Genomic DNA, 16,911 nt, shown 5'->3' with positions numbered 1-16,911 from the left:
TTTGAAGAGAAGGGGATTACCAATGCACGGAACCGCACTCTATTTCCTGGCCTCCGCCGCCTGCTACGCCGTCGTCGGCATGACCGGCGGCATCGTCATGTCGGCCACGGGCGATTTCAGCCTGGCGCCGGTGCACGCCCACCTGAACCTGGTGGGCTGGGTCACCATGGCGATCTTCGGGATATATTATCACCTGGTGCCCGAGGCCGCCGAGACCACCCTGGCCCGGGTCCATTTCTGGACCTCGACGGCAGGTCTGTGGCTACTTGTGCCCGGGATCGTCATGGCGGTGCGCGGCAGCGACGAGACGCTGGCCAAGGTCGGCTCTGTGCTGACGGTGGCGGGGATGCTGATCTTTGTGGCGACGGTGCTGCGCGGCCGAACGGCCCGTGCCTCGGCCCTGCCGGCGGAGTAGTTAGGCCGCGTCCGGGATCGGCGCGCCCTGCCGTGGCGGCGGCGGGGGCGGGCCGGTTCGGGCATGCCTCCGGCGGGGATATTTTCGCGACAGTGACGGGGGGCTTTGCGCAGATCGCGGAGGATGCCGCGGGTCGAAAGCGGCTGAGCGGGAAAAATTCGGACGAACTTTCCGGCCTTCTGGACGTTGCCCCCAGGAACGGGGCATTTCGGACCGAAGGGGGAATTGACGATGGGACAGGTATCTGGGCTGGAGGCAGCGTCGGGTTTTGCCACACAGGAAAGTTCGGTGGACGGCCGGCCGGAGCCCGCGTCGGCGCTTGAGCTTTTCCGGCGGACGCGCGCGCGCACGACCGATCTGGTCGCGGGGCTGAGCCCCGAGGACATGACCGTCCAGTCGATGGAGGATGCCAGCCCCGCCAAATGGCACCTGGCCCACACCACATGGTTCTTCGAGCAGTTCATCCTGCGCGAGCGGGTGGCCGATTACCGCTCCCCCGACGATCGCTTCGCCTATCTTTTCAATTCCTACTACGTGCAGGCCGGGCCCCGGCACGCGCGCTCGCGCCGGGGGCTGATCACCCGGCCCGGGGTGGAGGAGGTGATGTCCTATCGCCGCCATGTGGAGGCCGCGCTGGAGGATCTGCTGCGCGGGGAGCAGGCCGATGACGATCTGGCCGCTCGGGTGGTGCTGGGCTGTCACCACGAGATGCAGCACCAGGAGCTTCTGGTCACGGACCTGCTGCATGCGCTGTCGTTCAACCCGTTGATGCCGGCCATCCGCAAGCCCGAGCCGATGCCCAGCCACGGCGAGACACCGATGGGCTGGACAGAGCACGAGGGCGGGATCTTCGCCATCGGCCACGAGGGGCCGGGGTTTGCCTATGATTGCGAAGGGCCGCGCCACGACGTGCTGCTGCGCCCCTTTGCGCTGGGTGATCGGCCCGTGACCAACGGCGACTGGATCGCCTTCATGGAGGACGGCGGCTATGACCGGCCCGAGCTGTGGCTGATGGAGGGCTGGGCCGCGGCCGAACGCAACAGCTGGGACGCGCCGCTCTACTGGTGGCAACAGGATGGCGAGTGGTGGTGCTTCCAGACCCGTGGGGCACAGCCGGTGAACCTTTCCGCCCCGGTGGCGCATGTCAGCTATTACGAGGCCGATGCCTATGCCCGCTGGGCCGGCAAGCGGCTTCCGACCGAGGCCGAGTGGGAGGTGGCCGCCGCCGGCCAGCCCATCCGCGGCAATTTCATGGAAAGCGGCCGCCTGCGCCCGGTGCCGCGCGCCGATGCACGCGAGAGCCAGCTTTATGGCGATGTCTGGGAATGGACCCAGTCGCCCTTCACCCCCTACCCCGGTTTCCGCCCCCCCGAGGGGGCGTTGGGCGAGTACAACGGCAAGTTCATGGTCAATCAGATGGTCCTGCGCGGCGGGGCCTGCACGACGCCCATCGAGCAGATGCGCGCCAGCTACCGCACCTTCTTCCATCCAGACAAGCGCTGGCAGATGACCGGCCTGCGGCTGGCGGACGACCGATGAACGAGCTTGCGGCAGAGACCGCCCGCAGTTCCGAATTCGCCCGACTGGCTGTTGAGGGGCTGAGCACCTCTCCCAAGCGGGCGGAGGCGAAGTTCTTCTACGACGAGGAGGGATCGCGCCTTTTCGACCGCATTTGCGAGCTGGAGGAATATTATCCCACCCGCACCGAGACCGCGATCCTGCGCGCCCGAGCGCCGGAGCTGGCCGAATGGGTGCCGGAGGGTGCTGCACTTGTGGAGTTGGGAAGCGGCTCCAGCACCAAGACGCGGATCCTGCTGGACGCGCTGCCGGGGCTGGGCGCCTACGTGCCGCTGGATATCTCGGCCGAGCATATGCAGGCCAGCGCGCGGGCCCTGGCCGCGCATTACCCCGCGCTGGACATCCACCCGGTCGCGGCCGATTTCACCCGGGCGATCGAGCTGCCGGGCGACCTGCGGGCGATGCCCAAGCTGCTGTTCTTTCCCGGATCGACCATCGGGAACTTCACCCCGCCCGAGGCGGTCGAGCTGCTGCGCCGCCTGCGCGGCATCGACAATGTCGCGGGCTTCGTGCTGGGCGTCGACCTGCGCAAGGACGAGGATGTATTGGTACGGGCCTACGACGACGCCGAGGGGGTAACGGCGGCGTTCAACAAGAACCTGTTGCGTCGCATGAACACCGAACTGGGGGCCGATTTCGACCTTGACCGCTTCGGCCACGAGGCCCGGTGGAACGAGGCCTGCAGCCGGATCGAGATGCACCTGGTCAGCACCTGCGACCAGAGCGTCCGGGTCGCCGGCCACCGGATCGACTTTGCCCGAGGCGAAAGCATCCACACCGAAAGCTCCCACAAGTACTCCGTCGACGGGTTCCGCGAGATGGCGGCGACAGCGGGCTGGAGCGCGGATGAGACCTGGGTCGACGACCGGGGCCTTTTCAGCGTGCACGTGCTGCGGCCCTGAGCGGCCTATCCGGCCGAGACCGCGCGCCCCTCGTACATGAAGGTCATGGGGCGCGGCCCCTTGGCGTAGCCGGTATCGAGACGTTCGATCCGGAAACCCGCCTGCTCCAGTTCCTGGGCGACGGGACGGTTGAGGTGGCAATTGCCGGCGCAGCGCCGCCAGAAGGGGGTCAGCCGGTCCTGCCAGCGGCGCACCGGCGGATCGGGCGCCCGTCCGTGTTCGACGAAGGCCAGCGCGCCGCCCGGGCGCAGGACGCGGCGCAGCTCGGCCAGGACCCGGGCGGGATCGCGGACCGAACAGAGGGTCCAGGTCACCGTCACCATGTCAAAGCTGTCGCAGCTAAGCGGCAGATCCTCGGCCGAGGCCTCGATCAGGTCGACGGGGGCGGCGGCGGTGGCGGCCCGGTCACGGGCCAGATCCAGCAGGGGCGCCGAGGGGTCGATGGCGGTGATCGCCTCGACCCCGTCGCCGTAGAGCGGCAGGTTCAGCCCGCTCCCCACCCCGATCTCGAGCACGCGGCCACGGGCGCCGCCGATCACCCGTTCCCGGTAGGGGGTCAGCAGGGAGGTGCCCATCGCCATATGGGTCAGTCGTGGCAGGAAATAGCGGTCGTAAATGCCCATCTGTCCGGTCCCCGGTCATGGTTCGGACAAAGATGGGACAGCCAAGGGCCGCCGATCGCAAGGGACAATTGCGTGATCGCGCCCTAGCGGTCCACTGAACGGTCCCGCGGAAGGCCCCTTAATCGGCGGGTACGTTGGCGTCCTGGGAAGACCCGGCCTGCCTGTCCCGGACGCCTGCCTCGAAGATCTGGGCGAACTTGTCGGCCAGCGCCCCGGAGGCCAGGGCCGGCGCCGCGGCCGAGGCATGTTCGGCCCGCTCGGCGATCTCCGAGGGCAGCACGTCGCGGCGCGCCGACAGGAGGGCGTCGAAGAAATCGGGGGTGAACTCGGGGTGGGGCTGACAGCTGAAGGCCGTGTCGCCGTATTGCAGGAAGGCGTAGCGGCAGAAATCCGACTGGCCCAGCACCTGGGCGCCGGGGGGCAGTTCCACGACCTGGTCCTGGTGCCACGCCAACAGCGCGAGGCTCCGCTCGCCGAAGCTGTATTCGACCGGCCCCACCGACCAGCCCCCCTGGAACTTCTCGACCCGGCCACCAAGGGCCTGGGCCAGGATCTGGTGGCCGAAACAGACGCCCACGATGGGACGGCGCGCGGCATGGGCGCGGCGCAGGAACTCCTCCAGCGGGGGGATCCACGGATGATCCTCGTAGACCCCGAAGCGCGAGCCGGTGACAAGCCAGCCATCGGCCTCGTCCAGGGATTCCGGCAGCTCTCCGTCCAGAACGGCGTAGGTACGGAAATCATAGCCGCGCCCCGCCAGCAGCCCCTTGAACAGCACGTCGTAATCGCCCCGGCCCTCGGTCACTTCGCGGGGGCTGCGGCCGGTCTGGAGAATGCCGATCTTCATGGCGGTGGGCCCTTTTCTGCCTGGCGGTTCATCGCATCGGGCGGCGGCGGTTCATCAACAGCGCGGCCACGATGATCGCCAGTGATACAAGCGCGATGACGATGGTCGCAAGCGCATTCACGTCCGGGCTGACGCCCAGCCGCACCTTCGAGAATACCACCATCGGCAGGGTCGAGGATCCGGGCCCCGAAACGAAGCTGGCGATGACCAGATCGTCGAGGCTGAGGGTGAAGGCCAGCAGCCAGGACGAGATCAGCGCCGGCATTATCCCCGGCAGCGTGACGTCGAAAAAGACCCGCACCGGGCGCGCGCCCAGGTCCATCGCCGCCTCTTCCAGGCTGAGGTCGGTCTCGGCCAGGCGCGATTGCACCACCACGGCAGCATAGGCCGCACCGAAGGTGGCGTGGGCGATGATGATCGTCATCATCCCCCGTCCCGAGGGCCAGCCGATCAGCCCCTCCATGCTGATAAAGAGCAACAGCAGCGACAGGCCGATGATGACCTCGGGCATGACCAAGGGCGCGGTGATCATCATCGACAGCAGTGCGCGGCTTCGGAAGGGTCCGAAGCGCACCAGCACGAAGGCGCCCAGCGTGCCGACCACCGTCGCGATGCTGGCGCTGGCGGCGGCGACGCGCAGGCTGATCCATGCGGCCTCGAGGATCTGGCTGTCGCGGAAAAGCTCCACGTACCACTTGGTCGAGAACCCGCCCCAGACCGTGACCAGCCGGCTTTCATTGAAGCTGAAGACCACCAGCGACACGATCGGCGCGTAAAGAAAGACAAAGCCCAGAAGCACGATCAGCGCCAGCAGCGGGCGGTGCCGGGAAACCCCCCTCATGCCGCGTCCTCCGCCTTGGAAGCGTCGGCCTCGGGCGCGGCCTGAACCCGCCGCAGCAGCATGATGGGCAGGATCAGGACCAGCAGCATCACCACCGCCACCGCCGAGGCGACCGGCCAGTCCCGGTTCGAGAAGAACTCGTTCCACAGGACTGCCCCGATCATCAGCGTGTCGGGCCCACCCAGCAGGGCCGGGATGACGAACTCGCCCACGGCGGGAATGAAGACCAGCATGCAGCCCGCCACGATGCCACGCGCCGACAGCGGCAAGGTCACCGTCGCGAAGGTGGTCAGCGGGCGGGCGCCCAAGTCGGCCGAGGCCTCCAGCAGCGCGCCGTCAAGCCGCGCGAGGTTGGCATAGAGTGGCAGTATCATGAACGGCAGGTAGGTGTAGACGATGCCCAGATAGACCGCGAAATCGGTCTGCATCAGCACCAACGGCGTGTCGATGAGGCCCAGCGCCATCAGCGTGTTGTTGATGACCCCGTTGGATTTCAGAAAGCCGATCCACGCATAGACCCGCAACAGGAAAGACGTCCAGAAAGGCAGGATCACCAGCATAAGAAGCAGGTTGCGCCGCCCCGCGGGGGAGCGGGCAATGGCATAGGCCATGGGATAGCCGATCAGCAGAGTGATCAGGGTCGAGATCGCGGCGATGCGCAGCGACTCCAGGTAGGCCGCGAGGTAGAGCCGATCCTGGATCAAAAACAGGAAATTGCCGAAGTTCAGCGACAGGTCGAGCGTGCCGTCCTTCCATTCCCAAAGCGGCAGGTAGGGCGGCCGGGCGATGGCCGGAACCGAAAGCGAGATCTTGGCCACGTAAAGGAAGGGCACCAGGAAGAAGAGGCCCAGCCACAGCAGCGGCACCGCGATCACCAGCCGCCGCCGGTTGCGGGCAAGGGCCCGGCCCAGGGCGCCGCGGCCGAGGGGACCGCCCCCGCTCATCCCTCCAGCACCACGCCGGCCGAGCCGTCCCATTCCAGCACCACAGAGGCGCCGGGGCGCGGCACGTCATCGTCGTAGCGGCTGCGGTTGGACATGTTGACCCGCACGATCATCCCCGAGTCCAGGCGCACGTGGTAGACCGACAGGTTGCCCATGTAGGCCACTTCCTCGACGCGGCCTTCGACCGCGTTCGGCCGGGTGCCCGAGGGGCTGGCCAGCATCTCGATCTTCTCCGGACGGATGGCGACGGTTACCGCCTGCCCGACTGTCCCGGCAACCGAGTGGGAGATGTGGATATCCATGCCCGCGCCCGGGCAAGCGATGGTGGCGGAATCGGTGCCGTCAACCGCGATGCGCCCATCGAACAGGTTCACCGAGCCGATGAAATCCGCGACGAACCGCGAGCGGGGGAATTCGTAGATCTCATGCGGGGTCCCGGTCTGGACGATCCGTCCTTCGGTCATCACGCCGAGCCGGGTCGAGAGGGTCATCGCCTCTTCCTGGTCATGGGTGACGACGATGAAGGTGATGCCCAGACTCTGCTGGATCTTGATCAGTTCAAGCTGCGTCTCCTCGCGCAGCTTGCGGTCCAGCGCGCCCAGGGGTTCGTCCAGCAACAGCAGCTTGGGGCGCTTGACCAGCGCCCGGGCAAGGGCCACGCGCTGACGCTGGCCGCCCGACAGCTGGTGCGGGCGACGGGCGGCAAAGCCCTGCATCTGAACGAGGGACAGCATGTCGGTGACGCGGGTCGCGATCTCGGCCCGGGGCAGCCCTTCGCGCCGCAGGCCGTAGGCGATGTTCTTCTCGACGCTGAGATGGGGAAACAGCGCGTAGGATTGGAACATCATGTTCGTGTCGCGCAGGTAGGGCGGCACCCCGGTCTGGTCGCGGCCGTCGATGATGACGCGCCCGGCGCTGACATCCTCGAACCCGGCCAGCATCCGCAGAAGGGTAGACTTGCCGCAACCCGAACCGCCCAGCAGGCAGAAAAGCTCTCCCCGATAGATGTCGAGGCTGACATCCTGCACGGCGGTGAAACTGCCAAAGCGCTTGGTCACCCCTTCGACCCGGACGAAGGGCGTGGCGGCGGGGTCCTCCCACGGCCGGGGGACGGCAGAGGTCACAGTCTGCGGCGTCGTGGTCTGCGGGGGGGCGGTCCGGCCGGGAACCGTCTGTGCCATCGCTGTCTCTCCGTCGGATGCGGGGCGGCGGGTCCTTCCACCTGCCGCCCCTGCCCGCCAGCCTACTGGCCGGTCTTGATCGAGGTCCAGGCCCGGGTCAGCGTCCGGTCGAACCGTGCCGTGTGGGGCTTGAGCGAGAACAGCTTGGCCTTCGCCTGCTCGGGCGGGTAGATGCCCGGATCGTCGCGGACCGAGGGATCGACGAATTCGGTCGCGGCGGTGTTGGGGTTGGCGAAGAAGACATAGTTGGTGATGTCGGCCGCAATCTCGGGACGCAGGATGAAGTCGATGAACTTCATGGCGTTGTCCTTGTTGGGGGCATCGACCGGCACGGCCAGCATGTCAAAACCGACCTGCGCACCCTCGGGCGGGATCGAATAGACGATCTCGACGCCCTGGCCAGCCTCGGCGGCGCGGTCGCGGGCTTGCAGGATATCGCCCGAATATCCGACGGCGACGCAGATCTCGCCGTTGGCCAGATCGTTGATGTATTGCGACGAATGGAAATAGCGCACGTGCGGGCGGATGCTTTCCAGCAGCGCCTGGGCCTTTTCCAGGTCCCCCGCCTCTTCGGAATTGGGGTCGAGGCCAAGGTAATTCAGGGCGGGCGCCACGATCTCGGTGGGGGAATCCAGCAGGGCGATGCCGCAATCCGCCAGCCTGGCCGCGGTCTCGGGGTCGAACACCATGTCCCAGCTGCCCAGCTTGGCGGCATCCACCCGCTCGGCGGCCTTGGCCTTGTCATAGCCGATGCCGGTGGTGAACATCATGTAGGGCACGCCATAGGTGTTACCCGGATCGTTGACGGCGATCACCTCGAGGATGCCGGTATCGAGGTTGCCGTAATTCTCGAGCTTCGAGCGGTCGATCTCGGCAAACACACCGGCCTGGGCCTGGCGGGCCATGAACTCGATCGAGGGGACCACAACGTCGTAGCCGGTCGAGCCGCTGAGCATCTTCGCCTCAAGCACCTCGTTGCTGTCGAAGACGTCGTAATTGACCTTGATACCTGTCTCGGCCTCAAACTTCTCGATCGTGTCCTCGGCGATGTAATCGGACCAGTTGTAGACGTTGAGCTCGTTGCTGCCCCCCGCCTGCTGTGCCGACGCGGCGCCTGTCAGCGCAAGGAGCGCGGCACTCATCTTCATCAATGTTTTCAACTTTCAGACTCCCCGTTTCAAGTATGTGGCCGTTCAGGTTTCTTGGTCGTGTTGGTTGCGTGGTCGTGGTGGTGCCGGGCGCCCTAGAGGCCCAGCCGGTCGCGCAGACCATACCACCAGGACCCCATCACCGAGTAGGGCACGCGCAGGGCGCGGCCACCGGGGAAGGGATACCAGGGCAGGCCCGCGAAAACGTCGAAGCGCGACAGGTCCCCCGAGATGGCCTCGGACAGGATCCGCCCGAACATGTGCGATCCGGTGACGCCATGGCCGCTGTAGCCATGGGCGAAATAGGTGTTGCGGCCCAGCCGGCCCATCTGGGGCACGCGACTGAACGACAGGGCGAAATTGCCGCTCCAGGCATAGTCGACGCGCGTGGACTTCAACTGGGGGAAGACCTTGTGCAGGTTGCGCCTCAGCTTGGCCTCGATGTCGCGCGGGTCCGAGCCGCCGTAGACGGTGCCACCACCGAACAAGAGCCGGCGGTCGGCGGACAGGCGGTAATAGTCGAGGATGTAGCGGATGTCCTCGATGCAGCCGTCGCCGGGGATCAGCTCGGCCGCCAGTTCCTCGCCCAGGGGCTCGGTCGCCATCACCTGGGTCGAGACGGGCATCACCCGCGCCGCCAGTTCCGGGACCACGCCGCCCAGGTAGGCATTGCCGCACAGCACCAGCGTGTCGCAGGTGACCTGCCCCTTGTTGGTGCGCACGATGGGGCGCGGCGCCTCGCTATCCACCGAGATCACGGGCGAATGTTCGTGGATGACCCCGCCCAGGCTTTCCAGCGCCGCCGCCTCGCCCAGCGCCAGGTTGAGCGGGTGCATATGCCCGCCCGTCGGATCCAGCAGGCCGCCCGCATATAGGTCCGAGCGGACATGATCGCGCAGCGCCTCGCGGTCCAGCATCACCTGGGTGTCAATGCCATAGCCGGCCCAAAGCGCGCGGCGGGCCTCAAGCTCGCGCATATGCGCGGCCGTCAGGCCGACGAAGATGTTGGTATCCTTCAGGTCGCAGCGGATGTCATAGGTGGCGACCCGCTCGCGGATGATCTGGCCGCCCTCCTGCACCAGGCCGGCGACGAAGCGGGCGGTATTCTGGCCATAGCGGCGCGCGATGGTCTGAAGGCTGGCGTTCAAGCCATTGACGATCTGTCCGCCGTTGCGGCCCGATGCGCCCCAACCGACCTGGGCCCCTTCTATCACCACGACCTGGAAGCCCTTTTCGGCCAGGTGCAACGCGGTCGAAAGGCCCGAATACCCGGCCCCCACCACGCAGACCTGTGCCTTGATCTTGCCCGTCAGCGCCGGGCGCACGGGCGCGGGGTTGGCCGAGGCGGCGTAGTAGCTGCCGGTATGTTCGCCGTTGCCGGCGTAGGAAGTGACGGTCGCGCACATCAGACGGTTTCCAGGTAGGCGTGATACTCAAGCTCGGTCACGTGGCGGTTGAAACGGAACTGTTCCTGCCGCTTGCAGTCCACCAGCATGCGCTGGAGCCGCTTGGCATAGATCTCGCGCACGTGGCGCCCCTCGGCGAAGGCGTCGATGGCCGAGGCCCAGTCGGGCGGTAGGCGAGGGCGTTCGCCTTCCAGCGCATAGGCATCGCCCTCGACCGGCTCGGTCGGCTTCCAGCCCTTTTCCATGCCCAGAAGCGCCCCGCCCAGGATCGAGGCCAGCACCAGATAGGGGTTGGCATCGGCGCCCGCGACCCGGTGCTCAATCCGCCGCGCGGCGGGGGCCCCGCCGGGGATGCGGACCGCAACCGAACGGTTCTCGTAGCCCCACGCCACGTTCGAGGGGGCATGGGCCCCCGGCAGCAACCGGCGATAGGAATTCTCGTGCGGAGCGAAAACCAGCGTGTTCTCCTGCATGGTCTGCAGCAGCCCCGCCACGGCCGAGTGCATCAGCTCGGAGCCTTCTTCGCCGCCATTGTCGAAGACGTTGCGCCCGCGGCTGTCCTCCAGCGAGAAATGCACGTGAAAGCCGCTGCCGGCCCGGTGGCCGTAGGGCTTGGCCATGAAGGTCGCGGCAAAGCCATGCTTGCGCGCAAGGCCGCGGACCAGCCGCTTGAACAGCACCGTGTCGTCGGCCGCGCGCAGCGCATCGCCGATATGGCGCATGTTGATCTCGAACTGGCCGGCGCCATTCTCCGAGATCGCGGCATCGGCGGGGATGCCCTGCACCTCGCAGGCGGCGTAGACATCGTTGAGGAAACTGTCGAAATGCTCCAGCTCGTCCAGCGACAGGGCGCCGTCGGAATCCAGCCGCTTGCCGGTCACCGGCGACAGCGGCGGCTGGGGCACCGGCTCGGTCGGGTCGAAGAGGTAGAATTCCAGCTCGGTCGCGACGACCGGGGTCAGACCCATGGCGGCGAAACGCTCCATCACCGCGTTGAGCGCGTGGCGCGGATCGCCAAGGAAGGGCTCTCCGTTCTCCTGGTAAAGCCACAGGGGGATCAGCGCGGTCGGGCGGGTGGTCCAGTTGATGGCGACGATATCGCGCCCGGTGTAAAGGCAGCGGCCGTCGGCATCGCCGGTCTCGAAGACAAGGGCGCTCGTCTCGATATCCTCGCCCCAGATGTCCAAGCCAGCCAGCGACAGGGGCATCCGCACACTTCCCGCCAGCACCTTGGCCGCGTCGTCCACATGGACACGCTTGCCGCGCAGGGTGCCGTTCAGGTCGCAGATGCAGGCGAAAATGTTCTCGATGTCATTCCGCGTCGCCAGCCGGTCCAGCTGTTCCTGATGCGCCATGGGAGACATCCGACCACCCTTGAATTTTGTGATACCTTTTGCAGAAATATTCGCGATACCGGCTTGGAGTCAATCGGGCATATGCGCTAAGTTGCGGCCAATCACGGCGCGCTTGATCGCGAGGAGGCTTCGGCGATGACAGGCATCTTGGAGATCCCCACCATCGACGTGGACCCGCGCGCCACCGACCAGGAAAGCACCTATCTGCGCCTGCGTCACGCGATCATGACCGGCTTTCTCGCGCCCGAGACGACCCTGACGATCCGTGGCCTCGCCGAGGCGATGGAGGTTAGCCCCACCCCCATCCGCGAAGCGGTCCGACGCCTCAGCACCGAATACGCGATCGAGGTTCTGGGTAACCGGCGCATGCGCATCCCGCCCATGTCCTCGGCAAGGTTCGAGGAGGTGGTCAACCTGCGGATCGCGGTCGAAGGCCACGCCGCGACCCGCGCGCTTCCTTATGTTTCTTCCAGCCTCATCAGGGAGATGACCCGCGTTGACCGGCAGATGGACCGGATCCTCGGATCGCCCGACCGCGCCGGGTTGATGATCCTGAACCACGAGTTTCACCGCCTTCTCTACAGCGCCAACCCCCACCAGGCCGCGCTGCCGGTGGTCGAAAGCATCTGGCTTCAGCTGGGCCCGTTCCAGCGCCAGGTTTTGAACGAGGGGTTGGAGTTCTACCAGATCGACCGCCACAAGGAGATCCTGGGCGCCCTGCGCCGGCGCGACGCGATCGCCCTCGCCGTGGCGATCGAGGCCGACATCCGCGACGGCATCTACCGCTCGGGCCGGCAATACCTCGAAGACCGCGCGGCGCGGCAGATCGGGCTGTCGGCCTGAGCGGCTATGCCCCTACGACGGGATGTTGGCCGCGCGCCCTCGGCGCCCCGAAAAATGTGATACCATTCGACCGGTGGCAGGGGTCACCGCAGCCCGGGAGATCCCATCGTCTCGATGCTCTGGCACAATTCGATCGCCGCTGAGGTGGCGCGCCCGGTCGTCATCAGCATTTGCGGCAGAACCATCCATTCCAGCGCCCAGCCGCTGCCCGAGCGTTCCTGTTCGTGGATCAGGGCGTGGTGCATGGCCCCCACCTGCACGGCGTTGAACCGGGCCAGCGTCACCAGAAGCTCGGCCTTCACCGGGTTCTGCTTGTGCGGCATGGCCGAGGAGCTGCCGGTCCCCGTGACCGCGATCTCCCCGATCCCCTGCTGGGCCATGAGGGCAATGTCCTGCCCCAGCTTGCCCATCGTGCCCGAGACCAGCGACAGCCAGGAGGCGTATTCGACGATCCCGTCGCGCATCGCGTGCCAGGACCGGGCCGTGGGCGCCAGGCCCAGCGCCTTCGCCACCCCCCCGACAACTGCGTCGGCCTGGTCGCCAAGCGCCTTGCGGTCGCCCGAGGCGCCGCCCACCTGGACCAGTTCGACCCGAGGCCGGATCTCGGCCAGGCGCGCGCGGTGCGTGGTCAGCGGCTCGCGCCAGGTCGCAAGGCGATCGTGGACCGTGATCTCGGTCGCGGCCTGCATGCGGGTTCGCCCCATGAGCGGGGTCGAACCGAAACGGGCGTCGAGGTCGTCGAGCACCTCAGACAGCTCATCCAGACGCTGGGCGATGAGATCCGATGCCTCGCGCAGGGCAAGCACCGTGGCCGTGTCCAGGACATCCTGTGACGTGGCGCCCCGGTGAACGGCCGCCGGGTCCGCCAGCGTCTTCAACTGTGCCACCAGTTGCGGCACCGGAAGCCCGTCCCGCCCGGTCCCCTCGGCCAGATCGCCAAGGTCGATCCGGGCCCCTTCGATGGCCCTTGCTGCGGCCTCGGCCTTTTGGGGGTCGAAAAGGCCCGCGCTGCCGCATGCTCGGGACCAGGCGGCCTCGAACGCCAGCATGTGCGACAGGGTCCGCTCGGCCGACAGGATCTCGGCCATTGCCGGATCGCCAAATAGGCCGCCCAGCCAGGGGTGTTCGAATACGCTCACGCTCATCTTGTCCGGCTTTCGTCCAATCTTCTGCGGGGCTCCCCCTAGATATCCAGGAAGACAGTCTCGCCCTCGCCCTGGAGGCGGATGTCGAAACGGTATCGCCCATCATCCGTCTTCCGGGCGATCAGCGTATCGACCCGGGGCCGCTGTTCGATACGGCCAAGAAGGGGGTCACCGCTGTTGTCGCAATCGGAAAAGTAGATCCGCGTGTTCAACCCGATGTTGATGCCGCGCGACACGATCCACAGCGAGATATGAGGCGCGCTCTCGACGCCATTCCGCCCGGTGTAGGAGCCAGGCTTCACGGTGCGCAGGGTATATTCCCCGGTCTCGGCATCGGCGGCGAAGCGGCAGAAACCGGTGAAGTTCGGGTCGGCCCCGTCCTGGCCCGGAAACAGGCCATTCGCGTCGCATTGCCAGCTTTCGATCAAAACATCGCGCAGGGCCCAGCCGGTCCCGTCGAAGACCGAGCCCACGATCTCGATGATCTCGCCCTCGATCTTTCCCGCGATCGGATCGGTGCCGACCTCGGTCTCGAAACTGCCGCCGTTGCCGGCATAGGTGGGCATCAAACCGATGTGCACGTAGGGCCCGGCGGTCTGCGAAGCCGACTCGATCAGCGTGTCGATTTTCTGGACCATCACATGCCCTCCAGCTTGTTCTCGAACATGGTCTGGCGCCGTCCACGCAGAACGATGTCGAACTTGTAAGCAAGGTAATCCAGCGGCCGTGACTTCGAGAAATCAAGCGGCGCCACCAGCCGGTCCAGCGAGGCACGATCCTTGATCGTCGCTGCGATGGGGCAATGGTCGATAAGCGGATCACCCTCGAAATACATCTGGGTGATCAGGCGCTGGCCAAAGCTGTGCCCGAAGACCGAGGCGTGGATATGCATCGGCCGCCAGTCGTTGCCCCGGTTGGGCCAGGGGTAAGCGCCCGGCCGGATCGTCATGAACTCGTAATATCCGTTCTCGTCGGTGATCGTGCGTCCGCAGCCGCCGAAATTCGGATCCAGCGGTGCGAAATAGGTGTCCTTCTTGTGCCGGTACCGTCCGCCGGCGTTGGCCTGCCAGATCTCGACCAACGTGTTCGGCACAGCCCGGCCGTCCTGATCCAGCACCCGCCCGTGCATCAGGATCCGTTCGCCCAAGGCGGGGGCGGCGCCCTGGCTGAAGTTCAGGATCAGGTTGTTGTCCAGCTTTCCCAGAAGGCCGTGGCCGAAGGTCGGCCCCGTCTCTTCCGAGGGGCTGCTTTCCATCGATAGCAGCGGCAGGTTGGGCGAGCGGGTGACGCTTGTCTTGTACTCGGGATCGCGCGGCGCGGGATGGACAGTGCGGTCGCGCGGGATCAGTCGGCCGTGGTCCGGAATGGCGTGTTCGCTCATGTCTTGGCCTCCTCCATTTCCCGGTAGGTCTGCTTGACCAGCTTGAGCGCGTGGTTGGCCTTGGGCACGCCGGCATAGATCGCCACGTGCTGCAACGCCTCGGTCACATCCGTGATGGTCGCCCCGGTGTTGGCTGTCGCGCGAACATGCATCGGGATCTCCTCGAAATTGCCGGTGGCCGCCAGCAGTGCGAGCGTCAGCATCGAGCGTTCGCGCCGGCTGATCCGGTCAGAGGCCCAGACCGTGCCCCAGGCGGACTCGGTGATCAATGTCTGAAAGGGGATATCGATGTCGTTCTTGGCAGCTTCGGCACGATCGACATGCGCGTCGCCCAGCACCTCGCGCCGGACCTTCATTCCGGCCTCGTATCTCGCGCTCACGTGGCATTCCTTTCTACGAATCCGCGTATCATGGCGGCAAATTCCGCAGGCTCCTCGATCGCGGGAAGATGGCCTGATTGCTCGAAGAGGGCGAGGTCGGCGCGCGGCAGGCCCGCGGCCAGCCGCTCGACCACCTCGGGCGGGGTGGACATGTCATGCTGGCCACCGATGACCAGCGCGGGTTGGGAAATCTCGGCCAGGCGGGCCGTCACGTCGGCCCGGGAGATGGCGTCGCAAGTGGCCATGTAGCCCTGCGGATCGGTCCGGCGAAGCAGGTTGCGCCACAGATCCGCCTCGGGGCGGGCCATCATGGCGGGCCCGAACCAGCGCGGCAGGATCTCATCGGCCATCGCGGCCATGCCCCTAGCCCGGATCCCCGCGATCCGTTCCCGCCAGACGCTGGCGGTGACAAGTTTCGAGGCCGTGTTGGACAGGACCAGTGCAGTCACCCGCTCTGGCGCCATCAGGGCGACGTGCTGGGCAATCAGCCCGCCGACCGAGCAGCCGACGATCACGGCGCGTTCCAGGCCCGCGTGGTCCATCGCGGCGATCAGGTCCTCTGCCAGGTGGGTCAGGTCGTAGGGGTCCGGCGCGGTATCCGACAGGCCGTGACCGCGCTTGTCCATGCGCAGGCAGGTCCAATCCTCGGGCAGATGCGGCAGGACGGCGTTCCACATCCGCATGTCCGTGCCGAGGGAATTGGCAAAGACAAGCGCCGGGCCCATGCCTTTGCGGACCTCCAGGTGCACGCTGCCCCATTCGAGTTTCAAAGCTTCCACGACACATTCCTCCTAGGCGCATACTGGCATAGAATGTTCACTCGAAAACATACATTCTCATGCTAAAAGCATAACCATATGAATATACCAAGCGGACTCAAACTGCGCCATGTTGAGGCGTTTCTGGCCGTGGCGAGCCATGGCAACATCTCGGCCGCGGCACGCGCGCGCCACGTTTCCCAACCCGCGCTTTCCAAGACGGTGTCCGACCTGGAAGCCCTGTTGGGAGTCACGCTGTTCGAGCGTTCGGGCCGGCGCGCGGTGCTGACGCCTGCCGGCGAGACCTTCCGCGGCCATGCGCAGGTGGCGCTGCGCAGCCTGGAGGCGGCGGTCGACACGTTCTCGGGGCGGGCATCGGGCGGACAGGTGAAGGTCGGTGTGCTCCCGACCGTCGCGGGGCGGTTCTTCCCATCGGTGGCGCTGGAATTCTCGGACAGTTTCGAGGGCACGCTGGTGACGGTGCTGACCGGGCCGCACAGCAGCCTCATCGAGATGCTGAGATCGGGCAAGATTGACCTGATGGTCGGGCGCATGCCGGTTGCCCGCGACATGCCGGGCCTGTCGTTCGAGTTTCTGTACGAAGAACCGATCCTGCTGGTCGGGCGCCCCGACCACCCGGCCAGAAACATGTCCGCGCCCGAGGCCCTGGCACACTTCCCCCTGATCCTGCCGAACTCGGGCGCGATCATCCGGCAGAACGTGAACCTCTACCTTTCGACCCTGGGCCTGTCCGACAAGAAACCCCGGTTCGAGACGGTGGCCCCGCCGGTCGCGCTTGCGCTGCTGGAAAAATCGGACCTGCTGTGGTTCATCTCACGCGGCGTGGTCGAGCGGGAAGTGCAATCGGGCGCCCTCTCCTGCATCGAGCTTTCTTCCGATTACATGACCGGGGCAATCGGCCTGACGCGGAAGTTCAAGTTTGACGACAACAGCCCCGCCGACCGGCTGGCCCGCCTGCTGCACCGCCGCGCGGCGGAACTGGCCGATGGGTCGCGGTGATCGGCGTAGCGCAGACCGCGCATTGGGTTATATATGTTGACCTAGCGTCCCTGCTGGCATGTCCTCGGGACGCGACGCCCGGGCAGGGTCCCCGGCGCAGCCAGCCTTTTGAGTTAGGCGCCCGCGCTGATATTCTGCCCCCGT

The 16,911-nt window shown here is 66.5% G+C and carries 18 protein-coding genes; 5 read left to right on the top strand and 13 right to left on the bottom strand.

What is annotated here, in order from left to right:
* Positions 1 to 22 precede the first annotated feature (22 nt).
* The 3 genes from CLV77_RS02155 (at position 23) to egtD (ending at position 2,895) form a co-directional block, all read left to right on the top strand.
* Positions 23 to 415: a hypothetical protein gene (locus tag CLV77_RS02155; RefSeq protein ID WP_076979463.1), complete on the top strand. Its 393-nt coding sequence runs from the start codon at positions 23 to 25 to the stop codon at positions 413 to 415.
* A 231-nt stretch (positions 416 to 646) separates the two neighbouring features.
* Positions 647 to 1,954: an ergothioneine biosynthesis protein EgtB gene (egtB, locus tag CLV77_RS02150; RefSeq protein ID WP_083707724.1), complete on the top strand. Its 1,308-nt coding sequence runs from the start codon at positions 647 to 649 to the stop codon at positions 1,952 to 1,954.
* The gene (gene egtD, locus CLV77_RS02145) at positions 1,951 to 2,895 is read left to right on the top strand and encodes an L-histidine N(alpha)-methyltransferase (RefSeq protein ID WP_076979465.1); all 945 of its coding nucleotides are present in this window, start codon (positions 1,951 to 1,953) and stop codon (positions 2,893 to 2,895) included. Before egtB ends, egtD begins: the two co-directional genes overlap by 4 nt.
* A gap of 5 nt (positions 2,896 to 2,900) precedes the next feature.
* Here the strand turns inward: egtD and CLV77_RS02140 are convergent, their stop codons facing one another.
* From CLV77_RS02140 to CLV77_RS02105, 8 genes are all read right to left on the bottom strand, one after another.
* Positions 2,901 to 3,518, bottom strand: a complete 618-nt coding sequence (locus CLV77_RS02140; protein WP_076979466.1) for a class I SAM-dependent methyltransferase — start codon at positions 3,516 to 3,518, stop codon at positions 2,901 to 2,903.
* 118 nt (positions 3,519 to 3,636) lie between these two features.
* Complete coding sequence (locus tag CLV77_RS02135) at positions 3,637 to 4,365, bottom strand: type 1 glutamine amidotransferase (protein ID WP_076979467.1); 729 nt, start codon at positions 4,363 to 4,365, stop codon at positions 3,637 to 3,639.
* A gap of 28 nt (positions 4,366 to 4,393) precedes the next feature.
* Positions 4,394 to 5,206 (bottom strand): ABC transporter permease subunit, encoded by an 813-nt coding sequence (locus CLV77_RS02130; protein ID WP_076979468.1) that lies wholly within the window; start codon positions 5,204 to 5,206, stop codon positions 4,394 to 4,396.
* Positions 5,203 to 6,150 (bottom strand): ABC transporter permease subunit, encoded by a 948-nt coding sequence (locus tag CLV77_RS02125; protein WP_083707725.1) that lies wholly within the window; start codon positions 6,148 to 6,150, stop codon positions 5,203 to 5,205. The genes CLV77_RS02130 and CLV77_RS02125 overlap by 4 nt, the downstream gene beginning before the upstream one ends.
* The gene (locus CLV77_RS02120) at positions 6,147 to 7,331 is read right to left on the bottom strand and encodes an ABC transporter ATP-binding protein (RefSeq protein ID WP_083707726.1); all 1,185 of its coding nucleotides are present in this window, start codon (positions 7,329 to 7,331) and stop codon (positions 6,147 to 6,149) included. The genes CLV77_RS02125 and CLV77_RS02120 overlap by 4 nt, the downstream gene beginning before the upstream one ends.
* 62 nt (positions 7,332 to 7,393) lie before the next feature.
* On the bottom strand, positions 7,394 to 8,473 hold the full coding sequence (locus CLV77_RS02115; protein ID WP_100053110.1) for a polyamine ABC transporter substrate-binding protein: 1,080 nt from the start codon (positions 8,471 to 8,473) through the stop codon (positions 7,394 to 7,396).
* Between the two features lie 101 nt (positions 8,474 to 8,574).
* Positions 8,575 to 9,885 (bottom strand): NAD(P)/FAD-dependent oxidoreductase, encoded by a 1,311-nt coding sequence (locus CLV77_RS02110; protein WP_076979471.1) that lies wholly within the window; start codon positions 9,883 to 9,885, stop codon positions 8,575 to 8,577.
* Entirely contained in the window at positions 9,885 to 11,240 is a 1,356-nt protein-coding gene (locus CLV77_RS02105) for a glutamine synthetase family protein (RefSeq protein WP_083707727.1), read from the bottom strand. The genes CLV77_RS02110 and CLV77_RS02105 overlap by 1 nt, the downstream gene beginning before the upstream one ends.
* Positions 11,241 to 11,375: 135 nt before the next feature.
* On the opposite strand from CLV77_RS02105, the gene CLV77_RS02100 reads away from it, so the two are divergent.
* Positions 11,376 to 12,083 (top strand): GntR family transcriptional regulator, encoded by a 708-nt coding sequence (locus CLV77_RS02100; protein WP_076979473.1) that lies wholly within the window; start codon positions 11,376 to 11,378, stop codon positions 12,081 to 12,083.
* Between the two features lie 83 nt (positions 12,084 to 12,166).
* On the opposite strand, the gene CLV77_RS02095 is transcribed toward CLV77_RS02100, so the two are convergent.
* Genes CLV77_RS02095 through pcaD form a run of 5 tightly spaced genes read right to left on the bottom strand, consistent with a single transcriptional unit; the run spans position 12,167 to position 15,768 of the window.
* On the bottom strand, positions 12,167 to 13,228 hold the full coding sequence (locus tag CLV77_RS02095; RefSeq protein ID WP_076979474.1) for a 3-carboxy-cis,cis-muconate cycloisomerase: 1,062 nt from the start codon (positions 13,226 to 13,228) through the stop codon (positions 12,167 to 12,169).
* Between the two features lie 38 nt (positions 13,229 to 13,266).
* The gene (pcaG, locus tag CLV77_RS02090; protein ID WP_076979475.1) at positions 13,267 to 13,866 is read right to left on the bottom strand and encodes a protocatechuate 3,4-dioxygenase subunit alpha; all 600 of its coding nucleotides are present in this window, start codon (positions 13,864 to 13,866) and stop codon (positions 13,267 to 13,269) included.
* Positions 13,866 to 14,609, bottom strand: coding sequence for a protocatechuate 3,4-dioxygenase subunit beta (gene pcaH / locus CLV77_RS02085; protein WP_197685768.1), 744 nt, complete (start codon positions 14,607 to 14,609; stop codon positions 13,866 to 13,868). The genes pcaG and pcaH overlap by 1 nt, the downstream gene beginning before the upstream one ends.
* Positions 14,606 to 14,989, bottom strand: a complete 384-nt coding sequence (gene pcaC / locus CLV77_RS02080; protein WP_076979476.1) for a 4-carboxymuconolactone decarboxylase — start codon at positions 14,987 to 14,989, stop codon at positions 14,606 to 14,608. Before pcaC ends, pcaH begins: the two co-directional genes overlap by 4 nt.
* A complete protein-coding gene (gene pcaD / locus CLV77_RS02075) occupies positions 14,986 to 15,768 on the bottom strand; it encodes a 3-oxoadipate enol-lactonase (protein ID WP_076979477.1) in 783 nt (260 codons plus the stop codon). Before pcaD ends, pcaC begins: the two co-directional genes overlap by 4 nt.
* 78 nt (positions 15,769 to 15,846) lie before the next feature.
* On the opposite strand from pcaD, the gene CLV77_RS02070 reads away from it, so the two are divergent.
* Positions 15,847 to 16,767, top strand: a complete 921-nt coding sequence (locus CLV77_RS02070; RefSeq protein WP_076979478.1) for a LysR substrate-binding domain-containing protein — start codon at positions 15,847 to 15,849, stop codon at positions 16,765 to 16,767.
* Positions 16,768 to 16,911 lie beyond the last annotated feature (144 nt).

This window comes from Brevirhabdus pacifica, from assembly GCF_002797755.1.
Taxonomy (GTDB): Bacteria; Pseudomonadota; Alphaproteobacteria; order Rhodobacterales; family Rhodobacteraceae; genus Brevirhabdus; species Brevirhabdus pacifica.
Note: the sequence above shows the minus strand (reverse complement) of the source record. Positions and strands in the feature narration are given on the sequence as shown.